This window comes from Sorangium sp. So ce128 (assembly GCF_051525245.1).
GTDB lineage: Bacteria > Myxococcota_A > Polyangia > Polyangiales > Polyangiaceae > Sorangium > Sorangium cellulosum_B.
Genome location: NZ_CP150313.1, coordinates 7,290,159 through 7,310,525, shown reverse-complemented (window position 1 = coordinate 7,310,525; position 20,367 = coordinate 7,290,159). Strand labels below are relative to the sequence as shown.

Sequence of the window (20,367 nt, the reverse complement as noted above, 5' to 3'; positions counted from 1 at the left end):
TCTGCGTGTACCCGATCCCGGCGGCGGCCAGCCCTGAGCCCGCCCGCGCGGATCCCCCAGCATCGCCGCGCGATCCGCGGTAAATGGGGGAGATGCGACAGCACCCCACGTTCCCCCGCCCGTCGGCGTCGGCCATCGACAAGGCGCGCCGGCTCCTCGAGCGCGCGCTCGGCCCCTCGAAGGTCATCACGTCGGCCGACGGGTGCGCGGCCTACGCGGGCGACGAGTCGGATCAGCCGCCGGTGAGCCCGGACGCGGTCGTGCTCGCATCCTCGGCCGCCGACATCGAGAAGGCGGTGCGGGCGGCGAGCGAGGCGGAGGTGCCGGTCGTGCCGCGCGCCGCTGGCAGCGGCAAGTCGGGCGGCGCGGTGCCGGTCGGGGGCGGGATCGTCATCGCCACGATCGGCATGAACTCCATCAAGGAGATCAGCCGCGAGGAGCAGATCGCGGTCGTCGAGCCGGGCGTCATCCTCGCCGACCTGCACGCGGCCGTCGAGGCCGAGGGGCTCTTCTACCCGCCCGATCCGAACTCGCTCAAGATGTGCGCGCTCGGCGGCAACATCGCCGAGAACGCGGCCGGCCCGCGCGCCTTCAAGTACGGCGTCACGCGCGAGTACGTGCTCGGGCTCGACGCGATCCTCATCGACGGCACGCGCCTCCGCACCGGCCGGCGCACCGTGAAGGGCGTGACGGGGTACGACGTCACGGCGCTGCTCGTCGGCAGCGAGGGCACGCTGGCGATCACGACGGAGGCGACGCTCCGGCTCATCGCGAAGCCCCCGTCGGTCATGACGCTGCTCTGCCTGTTCCCGGACGTGCGCGCCAGCGGGCGCGCGGTGAGCGCCCTGGTCGCCGCCGGCGTCGTCCCGCGTTGCCTCGAGCTGCTCGATCGCCCCACGCTCGACGCGGTGCGCGCGCGCGGCGTCGGGGTCGACGAGCGCGCGGGCGCGATGCTGATCATCGAGGTCGACGGCGAGCCCGCCGACTGCGAGGTCCAGGCCGAGCGGGTGGGGGAGGTCTGCATGGATGCCGGGGCGCTCGACGTGCTCGTCGCGCAGGACGAGGCGCAGCGCGAGCGGCTCTGGGAGGCGCGCCGCCAGCTCTCGCCCACGACGCGCGCCATGGCGCGCTACAAGATCTCGGAGGACGTCGTGGTCCCGCGCGACAAGATCCCGGCGCTGCTCGACGAGGTCGCGGAGATCTCGGCGGCGACGGGCGTCCGCATGCTGACGTACGGCCACGCCGGGGACGGCAACCTCCACGTCAACCTGCTCTGGAACGACCCGGAGCTCGTCCCCCAGGTGGAGACGGCGCTGTCGCGCCTGTTCCGCGCGGTGATCGGCATGCGCGGCACGCTGAGCGGCGAGCACGGCATCGGGACGTCGAAGGCGGACTTCCTCGCGCTCGAGCAGTCGCCGGAGCTCATCGCGATCGAGCGCAAGATCAAGGCGCTGTTCGACCCGAAGGGCCTGCTCAACCCGCACAAGATCTTCCCGCGGCGGACGCTCGAGGCGGCCGAGCGGGGCGAGCGCGACGGGGGGGCCGAGCGCGCGCCGGGCTTCCCGACCCACGTCGTGGCGCCCTCGCACGGGGCCTGCTGAGCCGATGCGGGTCCTCGGCATCGATCCCGGCTCGCGCCACCTCGGCTGGGGCCTGCTCGTGCGGCACGGCACGCGCATCGAGCACGTCGCGCACGGCGTCATCGACATCGACACGAGCGGGACGTTCGCCGCCCGGCTCGTGGAGATCGACGACGAGCTCGGCAAGGTGATCGCGTCGCTCGCGCCGGACGCGGCCGCGGTGGAGAGCCTGTTCTTCGCCAAGGACGCGCAGAGCGCGGCGAAGCTCGGCCACGCGCGTGGGGTCGTGCTGCTGCGGCTGGCGCGCGCGGGCGTGCCGATCTCGGAGTATCCGCCGGCGCTGGTGAAGCGGACCATCGTCGGCCGGGGCGCGGCCGAGAAGGCGCAGGTCGCGCAGGTGATGACCGCGGTCCTGCGCCTCGCCGCGCCCCCGCGGCCGGACGCTGCCGACGCGCTGGCCATCGCGATGACCCACCTCAGCGCCGCGGGCTTCGCGGCGGCGCTGGCGGCGTCGGGCGCGCCCGTCCCGCGCCGCGCCCGGCCGCGACGGGCGCGCCTCGGGTGAACGTGGGCCGACGCGGCTCCCTGGTTGCGCATGGGGACGAAAGGCGCGGCGCCTCGTTGGACTGCGTGACAGGGGGGCGGGCGGGGGCGGTCCGGGCGCACATCCCGTGTGCTATGGAGCCTGCATCGGACGCTCCCGCGCCGCGTCCAACATGAAACGTGCGGCGCGCCCCGGCTTCAGCGAGGGTGCGGCTGCCAGGGCACGGAACCGGCGGTGCATCGCCGGCGCCCCCCGCCGCCGACGAGCGGGGGCGAGACGCCTCTGGACATCAAAGGAGATCGGGAAGGATGACGCGAACCTCACTCAACCGCCTCGTCGCCGCGTGCCTCATCGGGCTGACGGCGCCCCTCACGGTCGTGCTCGCGACGCTCGCGACCGCCGGCGAGTCCCAGGCCGCGGGTCCCACCGCCGAAGAGCTCGGCAGGCGCGTCCAGCAGTTCTACGACTCCACGAAGACCTTCAAGGCGAGCTTCACCCAGACCTACACGATCAAGGTCCAGGACGTGAAGAAGGTCTCCACCGGCAAGGTGACCTTCGAGAAGCCGGGCAAGATGAGCTGGATCTACGACGCGCCGAACGGAAACCGCGTCGTCTCCGACGGCATCACGATCAAGGTCTACGAGAAGGACAACGAGCAGATGTTCGAGACCCAGGTGAAGGGCTCTCAGTATCCGGCGGCGCTCGCGTTCTTGATGGGCAAGGGGCAGCTCACGAAGGATTTCTCGCTGCGCCTGCTCGATCCTGCGCAGATGAAGTTCGAGGGCGGCTATGTCCTCGAGGGGACGCCGAAGGAGGCGACCCCTGCGTATCAGAAGATGCTCCTCTACGTGGACGGGCAGACCAACCAGGTCCGCCGCGTGCTGATCCTCGACGCGCAGGGCAACCGGAACCGGTTCGATTTCTCGTCGCCGGTCGTGAATCAGCCGGTCGGGAAGGCCGAGTTCGATTTCACGCCTCCACCGGGCACGCGCGTCGTCCGCCCCTGACGTTCTCCCGCCACGTTCCCGGCGCGGAGGAGCCGCTGCCGCGTTACCCCGCCGACCCCCGACAGCTCGTGGAACCCGTGGAAGCGGAGCGTCACAGCCTCCGCGCTCCTCGCCGGCAGCGCGCCGTGGCGAAGCTGCTGGGATATATGCCCGGCGCGTCCCTGCCGTGGTAGAAATATTCCGTGATACTTCGATCCCACGGGCGTGAGCGACAGCTCCGAGGCTGGCGTCGCCCGGCGCGGATCGTCACCGCTGCTTTCGGCTCCACGCGCGCGGCGGGGATTCGCCTCGGCTGAACGGTCACCGCTGTCACGAGGCTTTCGCGAGAGCGCTCGATCCATGCACAATCCCCACGGACATCGTCCCGATTCCCCCGGCGTGCCGCAACAACCCCGGCCGGCGGAGCGCTTGAGCGAGCGCGCGCAGGGGGGCGGGCAGGGCCCTTCGGGGTATCCGGCGCAAGGTGCTGGGCAGAGCACCATGGGGCAACCGCCGCACGGGCAGCAGGGCCACGGGCAGGCGCCGCAGGGGTACGCGCACGCGCAGCCAGCGCAGGGCTACGGGCAGGGGCACGCGTATCCGCAGGGCTATACGCACGGACCGCAGGGGCACGCGTATCAGCAGGGGCACGCGTATCCGCAGGGGCCGCAGGGCTATGCGCAGGGGCCGCAGGGCTATGCGCAGGGGCCGCAAGGCTATGCGCAGGGGCCGCAAGGCTATGCGCAGGGGCCGCAAGGCTATGCGCAGGGGCCGCAAGGCTATGCGCAGGGGCCGCAGGGCCACGCGTATTCGCAGGGGCCGCAGGGCCACGCGTACCCGCTGGCACCCCAGGGCTACGCGCGGGGGCAGCAGGGTCACGCATACGCGGATCACCACGCAGGCTACCCGGCGGCCGTTCGGAGGTTCGACCCGGACCGGCGGCTGCGCATCGCCGGGCTGTGGCTGTGGGCCATCGGCCTCATCGCGGGCGCGGTCCTCAACGTGCTCTTCACGCTCCTCGGCGTCATCGAGTCCGGGGGGAGCATGCTGAGCGCCATGCTCGTCGGGGCGCTCTTCGCGTTCCCGCCGCTCGTCCTCTACCTGTTCGTCCCGATGATCATCGATCGGTACGATCCCGAGCCGTGGTGGTGCCTGCTGATGGCGTTCCTCTGGGGCGCGCTCGCGGCGACCGGCTTCTCGATCCTGATCAACACGGGCGTCCACATCGGCGTCTCGAGCAACTTCGGCGAGCCGGCCGGCGAGCTCGTCAGCGCATCGGTCAGCGCGCCGTTCGCAGAGGAGCTCTTCAAGGGGCTCGGCGTGTTCGGCTTCTTCTACTTCCTGCGCCGGGAGTTCGATGGGATCGTCGACGGCATCATCTACGCCACGTTCTGCGCGCTCGGCTTCGCCGCGGTGGAGAACGTGCTCTATTACGCGCGCGCCTCGATGCAGGGCAGCGACGTTCTCGCCGGCACGTTCGTCCTGCGGGGCGTCTTCACGCCCTGGCTCCACCCGCTGTTCACGTCGATGACCGGCATCGGCTTCGGGCTCGCCCGGGAGTCGTCAAAGACGTGGGTGCGCGCGGCGGCCCCGATCGGCGGCTACCTGCTCGGCGTCGCGCTGCACGCGGTGTGGAACTTCCTCCCCACCGCCCTGGGGCGCGCGATGGGGGACATCTTCATGCCGTGGCTCCTGCTCTGGTTGTGCTTCGTCGCGTCGTTCTTCGGGATCATCGTGGCGCTCGTGATCCGCAAGGGCTGGGTGATCCGGGATCATCTGCGCGACGAGGTCGCGCTCGGCATGCTCACCCAGGACGAGCTCGAGCTCGTCTGCTCGCCGATCGGCCGGCTCCGGTGCACCCTGGGCTGGCGCGGCGCCACGGGGCGGAGCTTCATCCGCGCCGGCGCGCGGCTCGCGCTCAGCAAGTGGCACACGGCGCGCGCGCTGCAGGGCCGGAACCGCACCCTGAGCGCTGATTTCATCGGCCCGCTCCGGCAAGAGATCGCGGAGCTCAGGCAAGAGCTCCTCGCCCGGGCTCCCCGGTAGAGCGGCGGTCACCCGCGGATACGGGCCCATCTCGACGTTTTCGGTGCTCAGCGCACGTGAGTGCGCTTCCGCGCCGAAAACGCCGATCTGGACCCGTCTCCTGTGCGGGTGACCGCCGCTCTGGAACCCTCGATCCGGCGTGGCGGCGGTCAGCTCTGCGAGGTGTTGGTCCCGTCCGCGGCTGGGCGCGCGGCGGGCTGGGCGGCGCGGTCCTCGCGCCGCTGCACGGGCTTCGCGGGGATGCCCACGACCGTGGTGTTCGGCGCGACATCGTGCACGACCACGGCATTGGCGCCGATCCTGGCGCCGTCACCAACCGTGACCCCGCCGACGATCTTCGCCCCCGCGCCGATGAAAAGGTCGCTCCCGAGCACCGGTGTCTGCCGCCGATCGGCGCCGATGGTCACCTGGTGCTCGATGAGCACGTTCGATCCGCCTCGGACGTTGCCATTGATGACAACGCCGTTCGAGTGGATGAGCACGAACCCGGGCCCGAAGTCCGCGCCGCGCCCGATCACGCAGCCGCCGGCCAGGTTGGTCGCCTTGTTGAGCACCATCTCGAGCACCGGCATCCGGTGGGCTCGCGCGGCCTGCGTGAACCTGTAGAGGACCATCGCCGCCGTGCCGTCGGTCGCCAGCGTCTTCAGGAGTGTCGGCAGTGGATCGCTGCCGTAGCACCATGTGGCCTTCTGGCGCACGTCGGCCGCGATGAGTCGCAAAGTCCGCAGCATCCCGACGAGCCTAGCGCATCTCGCCCCGCCCGTGCGACCTTTCGCCGCGCGCCCGCGGGGCACCTCGTCTCGTCTCGTCTCATCGCGCCGCGCCGCGCCGCGCCTGCGTGACCTTCGCCGCGCCTGCGCTCCCCTGCTACATCCCGTCGTGCGTCCGCCGCGCCTGCGTGCCCGTGCGGTCTTTTCGGCGCCGCACCGCCCTGTTGCCATCCGGTCATCGCTCCGTCACATCGCTCGGGTACACGCGCTCTTCACCATGGCGCGGATTTTAGTCATCGAGGACGAGCCGGCGCTCCAGAAGGTGCTCGATTACAACCTCAGGCAAGCCGGGCATGAGGTGCTCCTCGCGGGGCAGGGCGGTGAGGGGGTCCGGCTGGCCACGGACCAGCGGCCCGATCTCGTCTTGCTCGATCTCATGCTGCCCGACATCCCGGGGACCGAGGTGTGCCGTGCTCTCCAGCAGAGCGATGGCACCCAGCGGATCCCCGTGATGATCGTGTCGGCGCGCGGGGACGAGGTCGACCGCATCGTCGGCTTCGAGCTCGGCGCCGTCGACTACGTCGTCAAACCGTTCAGCGTGCGGGAGCTCGTGCTGCGCGTGCAAGCCGTGCTCCGCCGCGCGAAGTCCTCCGGGGACGGGGAGCGGAGCATCGAGTTCGGGTGCCTGCGGATCGACGAGGGCGCTCACCGCGTGTGGGTCGAGCGCGAGGAGGTCGAGCTGACGCTCCTCGAGTTCAAGCTCCTCGTCGCGCTGTACGAGGCGCGCGAGCGCGTGCAGACGCGCACCGCGCTCCTCGACGGCGTCTGGGGCATCGACGTGAGCATCACGACGAGGACCGTGGATACCCACGTCAAGCGGCTTCGCGACAAGCTGCGCCGCGCCGGCGATTATATCCAGACCGTCCGCGGTATCGGTTATCGATTCGCCGCTTCGCCCGACCTCCCCGAGAGCCGCAGCGCCTGAGCGCCCTGCCGGGCGAGCACGACAATCGTTGCCCCACCGTCACCGGGCCGCAACGGCAGCCAGTGTACCGTGCAGACGGTGATTCACATGATGGGCGACATTGTTGAAGCCTGCCGGTCCCTCTCATGAGGTCAGGTGGAGCTCTGGTGTTGTCGCCAACGTGTGCCGGGAGCCTCGATGTACCTTGAAACGTGGAATGCAGGGGAGGCCGATCCTGAGCGGGCAAAGCGCCTCGCGATCGGGGTTGCGGCAGGGCTCCTGCTGTTCGCGGCCATCACGCTCGCCGCTGCCCGCCTGAGCGGCGCGATCGCGCCTCCTCCGCCCGAGGAGGAGGTCGTCGAGGTCAAGCTCGCCACCCAGCTCCCCGAGGCGCCCCCCGTCGCCCCGGCGCCCGCGCCCCCGCCGCCGGCGGCGGAGGCTCCGGCGCCTCGCCCCGCGGCGCCCCGGCGCCCGGCGCTCGTCGCGCCGACCGCCGTGCCCAGCGAGGCGCCGGCGGAGGCGGACCCGAGCCAGGCCAAGGCGAGCGACGACGACACCTACGGAGAGCCGGGAGGCGTACCGGGCGGCGTGCCCGGCGGGGTCCCCGGCGGCACGGGGACGGCCGCCGTGGCTGCGCCCGCGCCTCCGCCACCGCCGCCGCCTCCGCAGCCGAAAGGGCCGATTCACCTCCCCGAGAACGCCACGCCGCCTGTCGCGCTCTCCAATTCCCTCCCTCCCATCCCCGAGGCGGCGCGGAGCGCGGGGATAGAGGCCACCGTGGTCGTCAGGTTCGTGGTGACCGAGACCGGCGAGGTCACGAACGTCACCATCGTCCGCGGCCATCCGCTGTTCAACGACGTGGTGCTCGCGACGGTGAAGACGTGGCGCTACCGGCCGGCGATCCACGAGGGGAGGCCGGTGTCGACCTTCAAGACGGTCCGGATCCCGTTCAAGGCGAAGAGATGACGTCGAGCGCGCGGCCGCGGACGCGGCCTCTCGCCCGAGGAACGAAGGAGGTTAACCATGATGCAGTTTGATCTCGGGCACATCTGGGCGACCATGGGGCTTTTGAGCAAGCTCGTCGCGTTCGCCCTCGTGCTCATGGCGCTGGCGAGCGTCGCCGTCGTGGTGGAGCGGCTCATCGCGCTCGCGCGTCAGGCGTCGGAGACCCGGCGCTTCGCGAGGGAGGCGCGCCCCGTGATGGAGGCCTGGGACACCGCGCGGCTCGTCTCGATCGCCGACGGCTATGGACGCTCCGCGCTCGCCCGGCTCGTCGGTGCGGCCGTGCGCCGCTTCCAGCGCGCCGTCGAGGCCGGCGAGGGCGGCGTGCCGCCGGTGGAGCTCGCGCGCCGCGAGGTGTCTCGGCGCCGGGAGGCGATCTCCGCCGACCTGCGCCGCGGCCTCTCTGTGCTCGCGACGGTCGGCTCGGTGGCCCCGTTCGTCGGGCTGCTCGGCACCGTCATCGGCATCATCACCGCCTTCCAGACCATCGCCTCGACCGGCTCGGGCGGCCTCGGCGCCGTGAGCGCCGGCATCTCCGAAGCGCTCATCGTCACCGCGCTCGGGCTCGCGGTCGCCATCCCGGCGGTGCTTTGCTTCAACTACCTCACCACCCGTATCGCTGCGGTGGAGCTCGCGCTCGAGCGCAGCGCGGGTGAGCTCATCGACGAGATGGAGAACGAACATGGGCGTTCGAGCGGAGAGCGGTCGCTCGGGTCGGCAGCAGCCGCCTGAGCCGGAGATCAACGTCACGCCGCTCGTCGACGTGGTGCTCGTGCTCCTCATCATCTTCATGGTGATCGCGCCCCAGATGGAGCACGGCGAGCGGGTCGAGCTCCCGGCGGTGTTTCAGCCGGATCCGAAGGCGAAATCGAAGCTCGATCCGATCTACGTGACGATCACCGGCGCGGGCACAGTGTTCCTCGAGAAGGAGGCTGTCGCCGACCTCGGCGCGCTCGGCGAGAGGCTGCGGGCCATCCGCGCCGCCGAGCCGGAGCGCCGGGTGGTCATCAAGGGCGACTCCTCGGTGAGGTACGGCCGCGTGCGGGAGGCCTTCGCGCTGTGCCAGGAGGTCGGGTTCGCCGGGATCTCGCTGCAGGTGAGCCAGCGGGGCGGCGGGGCGTCCGCGGAGCCGGAGGAGGGATAGCGCCGTGGGAATGAGCGTTCCGCAGGGCGGAGGCAAGAGGGGCGGTGTCGCGCCGAGCATGAACGTGACGCCGCTCGTCGACGTGGTGCTCGTGCTCCTCATCATCTTCATGGTCGTGACACCGCTGCTCGCCAAGCAGTTCTGGCTGAACCTGCCCAAGAAGGACGACACCGCGAAGCTCGCGCCGCCTCCCATCGACGCCGACAAGCCCGTGGTGCTCACGGTGGATCGGCGCGGCGTCCTCCGCATCAATCAGGCCGAGGTGCAGCGCGGCGAGCTGAAGGAGCGGCTCGCGCGCATCTTCGCGGCGCGCTCGGACAACGTTCTTTATTTCGACGCGGATGACGAGGCCGTCTACGCGGTCGCCGTGGAGGCCATGGACGCCGCGCGCATGGGCGGGGCCAAGACGATCGCCGTCCTGACGGAGAAGCCCGCGCGCTGAGCCAGGGCAGAGGCCCGAAGAGGTGAAGTCGAGGCGCGCGGGAGCCGCCGCCGCGCTCGAGCGCGGCGGGGTGCACGGGACGGGAGAGGGCGCGAGTTGGCCCGCAGCTCTCCTCATCAGACGGGCGCGCGTGCGCCCGGCCATCGAATCGAGAGTCGCGCCCGGGCTCGGAGCGCGCGAAGGGACAGGTGCATGAGTCGCAGAAGGATCTCGGGGGTAGTCGCAGCGCTGGTGACACCGCTTTGCTGGGGGGCCACGGCCCTCGCGCAGGGCGACCCCGGAGCCGCCGCGCCGCAGCCAGACGGCGCGGCGCCTCAGGCCGGCGGTCCTGCGGCGGAGGACGTCGCGGGGCTCGACGAGCCGAGCCCGTCGCGCCCGCCGCCCGCGGGGAAAGGCGTGGTGTGGGGCGTCGTCACGGACACCGCCACGAAAGAGCCATTGCTCGACGCCCAGGTGTCCGTCGTGGGGACGAAGCTCAAGGCGATCGCGGACCTCGACGGGCGGTATCGCCTGGAGCTCCCGCCGGGCACCCATCAGCTGCGAGTCTGGTACGAGGCGCACAAGCCGCAGCGCGTGCAGGACGTACGTGTGACCGCCGGGCAGGTGGTCCACGTCGATGTCGGCCTCGATCCCGATCAGCAGACAGAGGAGGTCATCGAGGTCGAGTTCGAGCCGGAGCGGGCGAGCGTCGCGGCGCAGCTGCTCATCCGGAAGAACGCGGCCCACGTGGGCGACGCGGTCGGCGCGAAGGAGATCGCGAAGACACCCGATCGCAACGCCGCCGAGGCCGCGAAGCGCATCGTCGGCGCGACCGTGGTCGACAACAGGTACGTCTACGTCCGCGGCCTGGGAGAGCGCTACACGAACGCGCTCCTGAACGGCGCCCCGCTGCCGAGCCCCGAGCCCGACCGGCAGGCCGTCCCGCTGGACCTCTTTCCGTCGCTGGTCCTCAGCGACATCACCGTCGTCAAGACGTTCACGCCCGATCTCCCCGGCGACTTCGCGGGCGGCTCGGTCCAGATCAACACGCGCGAGCTCCCGACGAAGTTCCTCTTTCAGGCATCGCTGTCGCTCGGGCTGAACAGCCAGGCGACGTTCCGCGATCGCCTGACCTACGTCGGATCGGGCACCGACTGGCTCGGGATCGACGGCGGCGCACGCGCGCTCCCCAGCGAGATCCCCGAGTACAAGGTGGTGCGGCTCGGCTCCAAGCCGGGTGGCGGCACCATCACACGGGGCGAGATGGCGGCCTATGGGCGGGCGATCAACTCATCGATGGTGACGACGCGGTCGTTCACCCCGCCGAACGGGAGCGGCAGCTTGGTCGTCGGCGACACCCTGAAGCTCGGCGGTGAGCAGCGCCTCGGTTACATCGCCACCCTGAGCTATGGCCGGAAGTTCGCTCCGCGCTCCGAAGAGCGCACGAGAACCTTCCTGCCCCATCCTCTGGGCGGCGAGCCCGTACCCGACGTCGACACCAGCACCGGAAGCATCCGTGACCAGGTGTCGTGGGGCACCTTCGCCAGCGTCACCTACAACCCGGATCAGAACCACAAGGTGACGATCACCGGACTCCACAGCCGCTCGTCGGAAGACCTGGCCAGCGAGATCAGCGGGAACCCTCTGGATGGCGGCAGCGCGTTTCGCGACACGCTGCAGCGGTTCATCTCCCGGGCCCTCACCTTGGGTCAGCTCCAGGGAGAGCACCGCATCGGCGCGCTGGACGGCGGCACCCTCGACTGGAAGGCGTCCATCTCCCACGCGTCCTCGGACGAGCCCGATACGCGGGAGACCGTCTACATCCGGGACGACACCAGCGGAGCCTTCTCGTGGGACGAGGGCACGCTGAGCGGCGCCCACTTCTTCAGCGACATGACCGACGTGAACTACGGCGGGCAGCTCTCCTATACCCAGCCTCTCGTCCGTGGGGACACCCCGACCCGGGTGAAGCTGGGCGGTCTGTTCAACCTTCGAGAGCGCGAGTTCAACTCGCGCCGGTTCCGGTTCAAGCAGAGCCCGGGTTCGGACTCGACGATCCTGCGCCAGGAGCCGGGCCAGCTGTTCTCGGACGAGAACATCGGCACGGCGCTCGAGCTGGAGGAGATCACGCGCGAGACCGACTCCTACACGGCGAACAGCGATCTCTATGCAGGCTACGTGATGACCGACGCCGCCATCACACGATGGCTCCGCGCGGTGCTCGGCGCCCGGATCGAGGCCTCCACGCTGTCGCTGAGGGCGTTCGACAGGTACTCCCCTGCGAGCCCCGAGAAAAAGGCCGAGAGCGATAAGGTCGATCTCCTGCCTGCGGCCAACATTATCGTCAAGGCGAGCTCGATCTCGAATGTCAGGCTAGGCGTGTCCAAGACGCTGGCTCGGCCCCAGCTCCGCGAGCTCAGCCCTACTTTGTATCAGGAGGGATACAGCGGGATGGAGGTGGAAGGCAATCCGGAGCTCGGGCGGACGAGCATCGTGAACGCCGATCTCCGTTTCGAGATCTTCCCGACGGCGGGCGAGGTCGCCGCGGTCAGCGTCTTTTACAAGCACTTCCAGGATCCGATCGAGGAGATCATCTTCCCGAACGGCGGCAGGGGCAGGCTCAGCTACGTGAACGCAGAGGCCGGTCACGTCGCCGGGGTCGAACTCGAGCTCAGGAAGGGCCTGGGCTTCGTCACCCCGCTCCTGAAGGAGGTCACGGCCCTCGGAAACCTCACGTTCGTGCAGTCGGAAGTGACGATCGATCCCGATGACAACGAGGGAGGGGTCACCATCGAGAGCACCCCGACGCACCCGCTCCAGGGGCAATCCCCCTTCGTGGTGAACCTGGGGCTTGATTACGCCAGCGAGTCGACCGGCACGAGCGCCCGGCTCCTCTACAACGTGTTCGGCGCCCGTCTCAAGCGGGTGGGTCGCAAGGGGCTGGCGGACGAGTACGAGCAGCCGCGGCACCAGATCGATCTGACCGTGGCGCAGCGCCTCGGCGAGCACGTCGAGGTGAAGCTGGCCGGCGAGAACCTCATCGATGCGCCCGTCCGCGTCACCAAGGGGAGCGACGGTGATGAGGACAAGATCGCCAGCCAGTACAGCGTCGGGACGACTGTGACGTTGAGCGCAGCGCTCACCTACTGAGCACCTGCCATTGAATCGTCACGCCGCGCTCGTCACGAGTTTTCCTACATGCGCCATGTTGGGGGAGGAGGTAGAATAAATTGCGTACATTCAGATTGGGCTTGGTTTGCGCCTCGGCGCTCTCCGTCGCGGCGTTCGCCGCGTGCGGCGATGACGACTCGGTCTCCCCGACCTCGACAAGCACCTCGTCCGCGAGCAGCTCCGCCAGCGGCGGTGACGGTGGCGGTGGCGACGGCGGCGGCGGTGGCGACGGCGGCGGTGGTGGCGACGTCAGCGCCGATTGCTCCTCCCCGGTGGAGGTCAGCGAGGCGATCACCGCCAGCGCGAAGTGGACCGCCGACAAGTGCTACCTCATGAAGGGGATCGTCTTCGTCGAGCGCGGCGCGACCCTGACCATCGAGCCCGGCACGACGATCATGGGCGAGAAGGTGAGCCTCGCCACGCTCGTCGTGAAGCCCGGCGCCAAGATCAACGCCAAGGGCACGGCGAGCAAGCCCATCGTGTTCACGAGCCAGGGCGAGGAGGGCGATCGCGCCGCCGGCGACTGGGGCGGCGTCATCCTGCTCGGCGAGGCGCCCGTCAACGTCGAAGGCGGCAAGGCCAGCGTCGAGGGCATCACCGGCGAAGGCACGGAGTACGGCGGCGACAAGCCCGCGGACAACAGCGGTGTCCTCGAGTACGTGCGCATCGAGTACAGCGGGATCCTCCTCTCCCAGGACAACGAGGTCAACGGCCTCACCTTCGCCGGCGTGGGCTCCGGGACGACCGTCGATCACGTGATGGTGCACCACACGCTCGACGATTGCTTCGAGTTCTTCGGCGGCACCGTCAACGCGAAGCACCTCATCTGTGCGCAGAACGGCGACGACGGCTTCGACTTTGACCTCGGCTATACCGGCAAGCTCCAGTTCCTCGCGCTCCAGCAGGACCCGTCCGTCGCCGACGAGACGAACGGCTTCGAGGGCGACAACGACGCCGACTCGTCGGCCAACACGCCCCTCAGCGAACCGACGATCTACAACGCGACCCTGTGCGGCAAGAACAAGGAAGTCGACAAGCAGCAGTACGGCATGCTGCTCCGCCGCTCGACGAAGGCCCACATCTTCAACACCATCGTCACCGGCTTCGAGGCGGGGGTGGATCTCCGGAACGAGCTCACCGAGGTCGAGCTCGCGAGCTCGATCTTCTTCGGCAACATCGAGGCGAACATCGCCTACGAAGAGACCGACACCGAGGCGGCGACCGAGTCGAAGCTCGACGACGACGACGACGCTGGCGCGGACGAGGTCGCGTGGTTCGAGGGCGAGGCGACCAACAGCACCGAGGATCCCGGGCTCGCCGACTGCTTCGCCGCCACGCCCGACTTCCGGCCTGAGGCCACGCTCACCGAGAACGCGGCGACCCCGCCGGATGACGGCTTCTTCGACCCGGAGGCGAGCTACATCGGCGCCTTCAAGGCCGATGACACCTGGGCGACGGGCGCCTGGGTCTCGTTCGACGCGAACTGACGCGGCGCCGTCCGCGCCGGCCCTCCGCGATGCGGCGGGCGGACGGGATCCGTGGCGAGAGAAATGACGAAGGCCGGCTCTTCAGCCGGCCTTTATCGTCTCTGGCGTCACGACTCCGCCGCAGGCGCTCAGCGCACCCGCGGCGTAAACCCGGACACACTGCTGCGATGCTCGCTGCATACGCCTCGCGCGTCCGCGGTCTCCTTGAATGACACCCTTCCGCACACCTCGCAGATGCACAGGTGTGCGCGATAGAACTCCCGGTCGAGCAGGATGTCGGCGGCGAGCAAGCTGAGCACAATGTCGCCGAGGAAGTCGATCTCGCGCGGCGAGGCGACCCAGACGGGACGGCCGCCGACCGCGGCCCGGCGGACCCTGCCCCCGTAGATCGCCGCGTTCAGGAACCGATCGTCGGCGACGGGCGCGATCAGCCCCCGGAGGGCCGTGATGACGCGCCCGCGGGCCTTGTGGATGAGCTCCTCGAGGTTGCTGCCGCCGTCGGCCCGGGGATCGAGCATGACGGGCGTCGCGCCGGGCTCGCGCACGATCTGGGGGCGCTTCATCAGGCCCGGGGTCACGAGGTGGTCCACGAACCAGTCCTGGAGGTCCTTGGGCGTCCACTCGGACGCCGGCCACTCCAGGAACTCGAGAGCGCCGCGGAGGCCGCTGACGCTCTGGAGACCGGGGTGGGTGGGGAGGCTCGGCAGGGTGCGGGATGTGTGCAGACGCCGGGACGAGCGGCGGCTCGCCTCCTCGATGTTGCGGCCGGATCCCATGTTCACCTCGAGGGCAGCCCCCCGGTCCCGATGGATGCGAGCTCTTGCAGAGGCCACCATGCCGAGGGAACAAGCACAACTTGTGCCGAACCTGGCGAACGGGGCGACCTGGATTTGCTGGGAGTTCTGCCCGGAGAGCCTTTGCAGGCCGTTGGGATGGCCGGCCACTGGCCGGCCAGGTTCTTCAACGGGTAAGATTGCGCCCGATGGACCACTCCACCGTCCGCGTCTCGGTTGCACCGGAGCCCTCGGTCGCCGAGCCTGTTCCCGGCATCGTCCTGATCTTCTCGGGGGATCAGCCGCGCTGCGCTCCCATCCCGCTGGATCGTGGCTCCGTGGTGGTGGGTCGCGGAGGCGTCGGCGGCGTGCCGCTCATGGACGACTCGCTCATGTCGCGGCGACACGCCCGCATCGCGTACGACGGCGGCGCCTGGACCGTGGAGGACCTCGGCAGCACCAACGGGACGTCGGTCAACGGCGAGACGATCCGCGGCGAGGTGCGGCGGGACGCGATCCAGGTCGTCGGCGCGGGGACGTCGGTGTTCCTCGCGCTCAGCGACATCCGGAGCTTCGCGCGCGGGGGCGTGCGCCTCGAAAAGGAGAGCGTCCTCGGGCCGAGGCTGCAGCTGATTTACGACACGATCATCCGCGCCGCGGCCGGGGGAGACAGCCTCCTCGTGACGGGCGAGAGCGGCACGGGCAAAGAGCTCGCGGCGCGCGCCTATCACGAGGCGGGGCCGCAGGCGCGCGGCCCATTCGTCGCCGTCAACTGCGCGGCCATCCCGGAGGGCCTGGCGGAGCGGCTCCTCTTCGGCGCCAGGCGCGGCGCTTACTCCGGCGCGACGCACGACACCGACGGCTATGTGCAGGCCGCCCACGGAGGCACGCTCTTCCTCGACGAGGTGGCGGAGCTCGACGCGGCCGTCCAGGCGAAGCTGCTGCGGACGATCGACACCCGGCAGGTCCTCGAGCTCGGCGCGGTCGCGCCTCGCCCGGTGCAGATCCGGATCTGCGCGGCGACACACGACCTCCGCGCCCGCGTCGCCCAGGGCCGCTTCCGGGATGATCTCTACTACCGTATCGGCCGGCCCGAGGTCCGGCTCCCGCCCCTCCGCGAGCGGACCGAGGAGATCCCGTGGCTGCTGGCGCAATGCGCAAAGGCGGTCGGCGCGGCCGCTCAAAGCGCGCCGCCGGCGATTCATCATTCGATGATCATCGCGTGCGCGATGCGCCGATGGCCGGGGAATCTGCGCGAGTTCGTCGGCGAGGCGCGGCGCGCCGTGACGCGCGCGCTCGACGAGGGGCGGCGCACGGTCGAGGCCAAGGATCTGGATCCGCTCGCCGGCGTCGGGCTGAGCCCGGAGTCGATCGAGCCGCAGGCCCGGCCGACGGCGAGCGATGTTCGACCGGCGCGCGCAGGACAGGCGCCGCCCGAAGATGAGATCGCCGAGGCGCTTCGCCTCGAGCGAGGCAATGTGTCTCGCGCGGCCATCAGGCTCGGAGTGCACAGGAATCGAATTCGACGCTGGCTCGAGAAGAATGGCGTCGATCGCTCCCACTTCGCCGAGGGAAGCGACCTGTCCGATAACGACTGAACCGCTGGCGCCCGCCGTCGCATGCACAGGTGCAGGAGTGCGTCAATGGTGCCGCCGCGTCGCCGGAGAGCGCTCGTCTTCCGGCTGCGTTGCGATGACGAAGTCACTCCCGGCGTAGGCTGCTGAGGCCGAGGGGGCGGTCGTTCCATACATCACCTCCAGCAAACGCTCTGCTCCTTTCGAAGGCCTGAAGGCCTTCGCGGCGCTGTTTCTCGGGCGAAGGAGCGCCCGATCGTCGCAGGGTTGCCTTCATCTGGCGACGCAACGTGGGCTCGATCGACCGAACGCCCATGTATAGGGACTTTACAGAGCTGATTATGCGGGTTGTAATGTGGTGTGTAAGCCCCGTCTCCAGCGAGGTGCTGTCACGACCACGGTCAACTCAACGAGTCCGGCGCGTGCTCGCCAGGTCGGAGCCCACGATGCGCCCTGAAGAGACCATCGGTGAAGTGTGCTGTGGCACGTGCGTCGCGCGCGGCCTGCGTCATCGAGGCCGCGCTCCTCGCGATCCGCGCGCGCCGGGGCCGGCGGGGCTTCCGCCTGCGGCGCGATCACGCGCGCCTCGCGGGACGCCTACGAGTGCCTACGTTTGTCGCCAGAAGACAGGCTCGGACGGCGCGCGGAACACGAGGACGGGGGCGCGACGCACAATGACGATCTTGGACTTGACCGGGCGGGCGGCTTCATCGATGTACAGAGAGTTGTCTGTCGGGTCTCCCTGCGAGCTCAGGCCCCGTCGCGTCACGGGCGGGCGCCGCGCTTCGCGGCCTTGCCGCGGGCGCGCGGCCGCCGAGCGCCTGCCCCTTGCTCGTCGTCGGGCTCTCCCTCAGCGACATCTGCAAACATTGAAACCCCTGGCTCCTGCGAGGTGGTCGACGTCATGCGTTCTCGCCTGAAATCGGCTGCCCGCGGAGAGCCCAGCCAGGACGGCGGGCTGCCTGGTTGAACAGCCCTGGACACCATGAACGCGATCCGTAGACACGTATCGGCCGAAGAGGCGCCTCTTAGCCTACGAGCGCACATCGAGGGGCCCACCAGCTCGACCGCGTCCAGCCCAGGGCAGCAGCCGAGCTCGGGGACCCGCCAAACCCACTCGCGTCGCCGCCCGTTCCTGAGCCGCCTCCTGGCGGCGGGCGAGGCGATCGAGGCAGGGGATAGCGAGCGCGCGAGGGCCCTCATCGAGGGCATCCTGCGGGCCGAGCCCGATACGGGGGACGCGTCCGAGCGCATCTCTGGCGTGTTTGGCCGGGCGCTGCTCGCCCGCCTGGACGGAGATCGCTCCGGCGACGGGAATCTGTACCTGCGCAGCGCCGGGCCGCGGGACATGCTCGCGGCGTTTCAGCTGCTCGTTCACGCGACGCCGCTCATCCGGTTCGGCTACCTCAGCGCGAACGCGGCCATCGTCGAGGCGTTCCAGGACGAAGGGGAGATCCATGTCATCGACATCGGCGTTGGCGGCGGTACGCAGTGGCCATTCCTGCTACACCGGCTGGCGACGCGGCCCGGCGGCCCGCCGCGGGTCCGGCTGACCGGCATCGACCTGCCGTGCCGGGGCCCCGATCCCGAGCAGCGGCTGCGCTGGGCGGGCGCGTTCATCGGGGGGTGGGCGGAGCGGCTGAAGGTCCCCTTCGAGTTCCACGGCGTCGCGTCCTCGGTGGAGCGCGTCGACTGGAGCCGTATCGCGTCCCGCTCCACGGCGCCCATCGCGGTCAATGCGGCGTTCGCATTGCACCACGTGCCGGATGCCTCGGTGCACGCCACCGCGAACCGCGACACCATCCTCACGAGGATCCGCGCGCTGTCGCCGCGCGTGCTGACGCTCGTCGAGCCGGATGTGGAGCACAACGCGCACCAGTTCCTCCCGCGGCTGTCGGAGGCGATCGGCCACTACTACGCGGTATTCCAGGCGCTCGAGGCGCTGCTCCCGCCGCACATCGCCGCGCGCGAGACCATCGAGCAGGTCTTCTTCGGGCAGGAGGTGATGAACGTGGTGGTGGGCGAGGGGGCCGCGCGGGTCGAGCGGCACGAGCGCCGGGGCGCCTGGCAGCGCCGCCTCCGCATGAACGGCTTCGAGCCGCTCCGCGTCTCGCCGCACGAGTCGCTGGTCCGCGGAGCGCTCCGCCTGAGCCAGGGGTTCGACGTCCGGAGCGACGAGCCCGCGCTCCTGCTCATGCGCAACGGCGTGTCCATCGTGGCCGCGTCGGCGTGGCGTCCGCGGCAGCTCCCGCCGCCATCGCGGTTCATGTCGGGGCTGTTCCGCCGCTAGGAGCGCCGCACAGCGCAGGTGAGCCCATAACGCACGAATCTGCGCCCCTCTACCAACAACCGCTTCCCTGTCCGGATCACATCCGGACGCGAGCGGCTCCTCGCCCTCAGCGCCTCAGGAGGACGAATGCCACCCAGAGCACCAGCGCGCCGAGCGCGAGGCACGCGAGGGGGAGCCACAGGGCGCGGCGCTTGTGCATTGCGGTTTCCCAGAGGTCACGCCGGTACCCCGGCGTGTGACCGCCCTCGGCCGCGGACCGGGGGTCGTGGAGGGGAAGAGGGCTCAGCCCTTCGCGCCTGACGAGCTCGAACAACACCGAGCCGCGCGCCTGGGCCCGTGCGAGCTGCCCCAGCAGCTCACGGCGACAATGAAGGCAAAACGTCGACGCATCCTCTTCAATGCCGACGAGGTCGAGCTCTCGTAGCCGCTGCTGCTCCCAGCTCTCCCTGGCTTGCCGGGCCTCGTTGTGCGCGTCCTCTCGGCGGTCGTCGTGGTGTGGGCTGTCCTTCGCGCTCATCGCAGCTCCTGATCGGGGGCGCGGTCTGCGGCTCCCTATGAGGATCTATTCCGGTCAGCCGCGAGAAATTCTCACACAATGCGCCTGGCGAACATGCCGCGCTGGCCGCAGGCCACCCGGACGAGCAGCTGACAGTCAGCGAGCGGCGAGCTCATCGAGCTCAGCAGGTGACGAGCACCTTGAGGGCGCCGGGCGCCGCAGCGGCCGCCAGCGCCTCTGCGGCGCGCTCCAGCGGGAGCCGCGCCGACACGAGGGAGCGGACGTCGACGGTCCGGGCCTCGAGGGCGCGCAGCGCTGGCCCGAACAGCCCGCAGCGCGACCCAACGACGGTGATCTCGTTGATGACGAGCTCCGCGAGGTGGACGCTGGAGAGCCCGGCCACCGTGCTCTTGAGCACGAGCGTGCCCCTGGGCCGGGTCGCGCGGGCGGCCCTCACGAACCCCTCGGCGGTGCCGGTGGCCTCGACCACCAGCTCGGCCGGATCTCCGGCCCAGGCGCACGGAGGCGGCGAGGCACCGGCGTCGGTCTGGCCCGAGGGCTCCGGGCGAACGAGCTCGGTCGCGATGCCCTGCGCGCGCATCAGGGCGAGCTTCTCCTCGTGTTTGCCGACCGCGAGGACGCGGGCGCCAGCCTGGTGGAGCACCTGCGCGATGAGCAGGCCGAGCTTCCCGTCGCCGAACACGAGCGCCGACGCGCCCGGCGACACACGCACCTGCTCCAGGATCGCGAACGCCGCCGCGAGCGGCTCCGCGAACACCGCCTCCTCGTCGTCGACCCCGTCGGCCACGGCGTGGAGGTTCGCCACGGGCACCGCGACGCGCTCCGCCAGCGCGCCGTCGGCGCCGACGATGCCCATGACCGTGCGCGTCGGGCAGTGCCTGCCCAGCCCGCGCGCGCAGCTCTCGCAGCGGCCGCACGCGAAGTTGATCTCGCCCACCACGCGGCGGCCGAGCCAGGCGGCCGGGCCCTCCACGACGTCGCCGACGAACTCGTGCCCGAGCGTGCCGCGGAAGCCCATGTAACCTTTGATGATCTCGAGATCCGTGTTGCAGATCCCGGCGCACCGCACCTCGACCACGGCCATGCCGGCCGTGGTCGAGGGGGGGTCGCGGTCGATGACGCGCGCGGCCGTTCCGTCCCAGACCAGCGCTCGCACGG

The 20,367-nt window shown here is 70.4% G+C and carries 17 protein-coding genes; 13 read left to right on the top strand and 4 right to left on the bottom strand.

All coding sequences use genetic code 11. The features are described 5' to 3' along the window. The first annotated feature begins 92 nt into the window (after window positions 1-92). The 4 genes from WME82_RS27750 to WME82_RS27735 all read left to right on the top strand — a co-directional run bounded on the left by WME82_RS27750 (window position 93) and on the right by WME82_RS27735 (window position 5,156). Window positions 93-1,601, top strand: coding sequence for an FAD-binding oxidoreductase (locus WME82_RS27750; protein ID WP_438037741.1), 1,509 nt, complete (start codon window positions 93-95; stop codon window positions 1,599-1,601). A gap of 4 nt (window positions 1,602-1,605) precedes the next feature. Next, complete coding sequence (ruvC, locus tag WME82_RS27745) at window positions 1,606-2,145, top strand: crossover junction endodeoxyribonuclease RuvC (protein WP_437850040.1); 540 nt, start codon at window positions 1,606-1,608, stop codon at window positions 2,143-2,145. 287 nt (window positions 2,146-2,432) lie between these two features. Continuing rightward, the gene (locus WME82_RS27740) at window positions 2,433-3,131 is read left to right on the top strand and encodes a LolA family protein (protein WP_438037740.1); all 699 of its coding nucleotides are present in this window, start codon (window positions 2,433-2,435) and stop codon (window positions 3,129-3,131) included. 480 nt (window positions 3,132-3,611) lie between these two features. Continuing rightward, complete coding sequence (locus tag WME82_RS27735) at window positions 3,612-5,156, top strand: PrsW family glutamic-type intramembrane protease (RefSeq protein WP_438037739.1); 1,545 nt, start codon at window positions 3,612-3,614, stop codon at window positions 5,154-5,156. Between the two features lie 149 nt (window positions 5,157-5,305). On the opposite strand, the gene WME82_RS27730 is transcribed toward WME82_RS27735, so the two are convergent. Then, complete coding sequence (locus tag WME82_RS27730; protein ID WP_437739493.1) at window positions 5,306-5,887, bottom strand: serine O-acetyltransferase; 582 nt, start codon at window positions 5,885-5,887, stop codon at window positions 5,306-5,308. Between the two features lie 256 nt (window positions 5,888-6,143). Between WME82_RS27730 and WME82_RS27725 the strand changes: the two genes are divergently transcribed. From WME82_RS27725 to WME82_RS27695, 7 genes are all read left to right on the top strand, one after another. Beyond that, a complete protein-coding gene (locus WME82_RS27725) occupies window positions 6,144-6,851 on the top strand; it encodes a response regulator (RefSeq protein WP_437911543.1) in 708 nt (235 codons plus the stop codon). 177 nt (window positions 6,852-7,028) lie between these two features. Then, the gene (locus WME82_RS27720; protein WP_437911542.1) at window positions 7,029-7,796 is read left to right on the top strand and encodes an energy transducer TonB; all 768 of its coding nucleotides are present in this window, start codon (window positions 7,029-7,031) and stop codon (window positions 7,794-7,796) included. 57 nt (window positions 7,797-7,853) lie between these two features. Next, window positions 7,854-8,564, top strand: coding sequence for a MotA/TolQ/ExbB proton channel family protein (locus WME82_RS27715; protein WP_437739491.1), 711 nt, complete (start codon window positions 7,854-7,856; stop codon window positions 8,562-8,564). Then, complete coding sequence (locus WME82_RS27710; RefSeq protein WP_437739490.1) at window positions 8,515-8,976, top strand: ExbD/TolR family protein; 462 nt, start codon at window positions 8,515-8,517, stop codon at window positions 8,974-8,976. The genes WME82_RS27715 and WME82_RS27710 overlap by 50 nt, the downstream gene beginning before the upstream one ends. A 10-nt stretch (window positions 8,977-8,986) precedes the next feature. Beyond that, the gene (locus WME82_RS27705; RefSeq protein WP_438044941.1) at window positions 8,987-9,418 is read left to right on the top strand and encodes an ExbD/TolR family protein; all 432 of its coding nucleotides are present in this window, start codon (window positions 8,987-8,989) and stop codon (window positions 9,416-9,418) included. 192 nt (window positions 9,419-9,610) lie between these two features. After that, window positions 9,611-12,547 carry a carboxypeptidase regulatory-like domain-containing protein gene (locus tag WME82_RS27700; RefSeq protein ID WP_438037738.1) on the top strand — a complete coding sequence of 979 codons (2,937 nt, stop codon included), beginning with the start codon at window positions 9,611-9,613 and terminating at the stop codon, window positions 12,545-12,547. A gap of 101 nt (window positions 12,548-12,648) precedes the next feature. Beyond that, window positions 12,649-14,055: a hypothetical protein gene (locus WME82_RS27695; protein ID WP_438037737.1), complete on the top strand. Its 1,407-nt coding sequence runs from the start codon at window positions 12,649-12,651 to the stop codon at window positions 14,053-14,055. A 128-nt stretch (window positions 14,056-14,183) separates the two neighbouring features. Here the strand turns inward: WME82_RS27695 and WME82_RS27690 are convergent, their stop codons facing one another. Then, the gene (locus WME82_RS27690; RefSeq protein ID WP_044965784.1) at window positions 14,184-14,831 is read right to left on the bottom strand and encodes a hypothetical protein; all 648 of its coding nucleotides are present in this window, start codon (window positions 14,829-14,831) and stop codon (window positions 14,184-14,186) included. Between the two features lie 206 nt (window positions 14,832-15,037). Between WME82_RS27690 and WME82_RS27685 the strand changes: the two genes are divergently transcribed. Both WME82_RS27685 and WME82_RS27680 read left to right on the top strand, forming a co-directional pair. Continuing rightward, window positions 15,038-16,426, top strand: coding sequence for a sigma 54-interacting transcriptional regulator (locus WME82_RS27685; RefSeq protein ID WP_437739486.1), 1,389 nt, complete (start codon window positions 15,038-15,040; stop codon window positions 16,424-16,426). 961 nt (window positions 16,427-17,387) lie between these two features. Continuing rightward, entirely contained in the window at window positions 17,388-18,692 is a 1,305-nt protein-coding gene (locus WME82_RS27680; RefSeq protein ID WP_437739485.1) for a GRAS family protein, read from the top strand. A gap of 106 nt (window positions 18,693-18,798) precedes the next feature. On the opposite strand, the gene WME82_RS27675 is transcribed toward WME82_RS27680, so the two are convergent. Both WME82_RS27675 and WME82_RS27670 read right to left on the bottom strand, forming a co-directional pair. Continuing rightward, window positions 18,799-19,209 carry a hypothetical protein gene (locus WME82_RS27675; RefSeq protein ID WP_437739484.1) on the bottom strand — a complete coding sequence of 137 codons (411 nt, stop codon included), beginning with the start codon at window positions 19,207-19,209 and terminating at the stop codon, window positions 18,799-18,801. 160 nt (window positions 19,210-19,369) lie between these two features. Continuing rightward, window positions 19,370-20,365, bottom strand: coding sequence for an MDR/zinc-dependent alcohol dehydrogenase-like family protein (locus WME82_RS27670; RefSeq protein WP_438037736.1), 996 nt, complete (start codon window positions 20,363-20,365; stop codon window positions 19,370-19,372). Window positions 20,366-20,367 lie beyond the last annotated feature (2 nt).

Coding starts and splice junctions, on each gene's coding strand:
- WME82_RS27735 (WP_438037739.1), top strand. CDS start 3,612: ATGGGGCAACCGCCGCACGGGCAGCAGGGCCACGGGCAGGCGCCGCAG.
- WME82_RS27690 (WP_044965784.1), bottom strand. CDS start 14,831: ATGGGATCCGGCCGCAACATCGAGGAGGCGAGCCGCCGCTCGTCCCGG.
- WME82_RS27675 (WP_437739484.1), bottom strand. CDS start 19,209: ATGAGCGCGAAGGACAGCCCACACCACGACGACCGCCGAGAGGACGCG.
- WME82_RS27700 (WP_438037738.1), top strand. CDS start 9,611: ATGAGTCGCAGAAGGATCTCGGGGGTAGTCGCAGCGCTGGTGACACCG.
- WME82_RS27705 (WP_438044941.1), top strand. CDS start 8,987: ATGAGCGTTCCGCAGGGCGGAGGCAAGAGGGGCGGTGTCGCGCCGAGC.
- WME82_RS27740 (WP_438037740.1), top strand. CDS start 2,433: ATGACGCGAACCTCACTCAACCGCCTCGTCGCCGCGTGCCTCATCGGG.
- WME82_RS27730 (WP_437739493.1), bottom strand. CDS start 5,887: ATGCTGCGGACTTTGCGACTCATCGCGGCCGACGTGCGCCAGAAGGCC.
- WME82_RS27715 (WP_437739491.1), top strand. CDS start 7,854: ATGATGCAGTTTGATCTCGGGCACATCTGGGCGACCATGGGGCTTTTG.
- ruvC (WP_437850040.1), top strand. CDS start 1,606: ATGCGGGTCCTCGGCATCGATCCCGGCTCGCGCCACCTCGGCTGGGGC.
- WME82_RS27685 (WP_437739486.1), top strand. CDS start 15,038: ATGGACCACTCCACCGTCCGCGTCTCGGTTGCACCGGAGCCCTCGGTC.
- WME82_RS27720 (WP_437911542.1), top strand. CDS start 7,029: ATGTACCTTGAAACGTGGAATGCAGGGGAGGCCGATCCTGAGCGGGCA.
- WME82_RS27710 (WP_437739490.1), top strand. CDS start 8,515: ATGGGCGTTCGAGCGGAGAGCGGTCGCTCGGGTCGGCAGCAGCCGCCT.
- WME82_RS27680 (WP_437739485.1), top strand. CDS start 17,388: ATGAACGCGATCCGTAGACACGTATCGGCCGAAGAGGCGCCTCTTAGC.
- WME82_RS27725 (WP_437911543.1), top strand. CDS start 6,144: ATGGCGCGGATTTTAGTCATCGAGGACGAGCCGGCGCTCCAGAAGGTG.
- WME82_RS27750 (WP_438037741.1), top strand. CDS start 93: ATGCGACAGCACCCCACGTTCCCCCGCCCGTCGGCGTCGGCCATCGAC.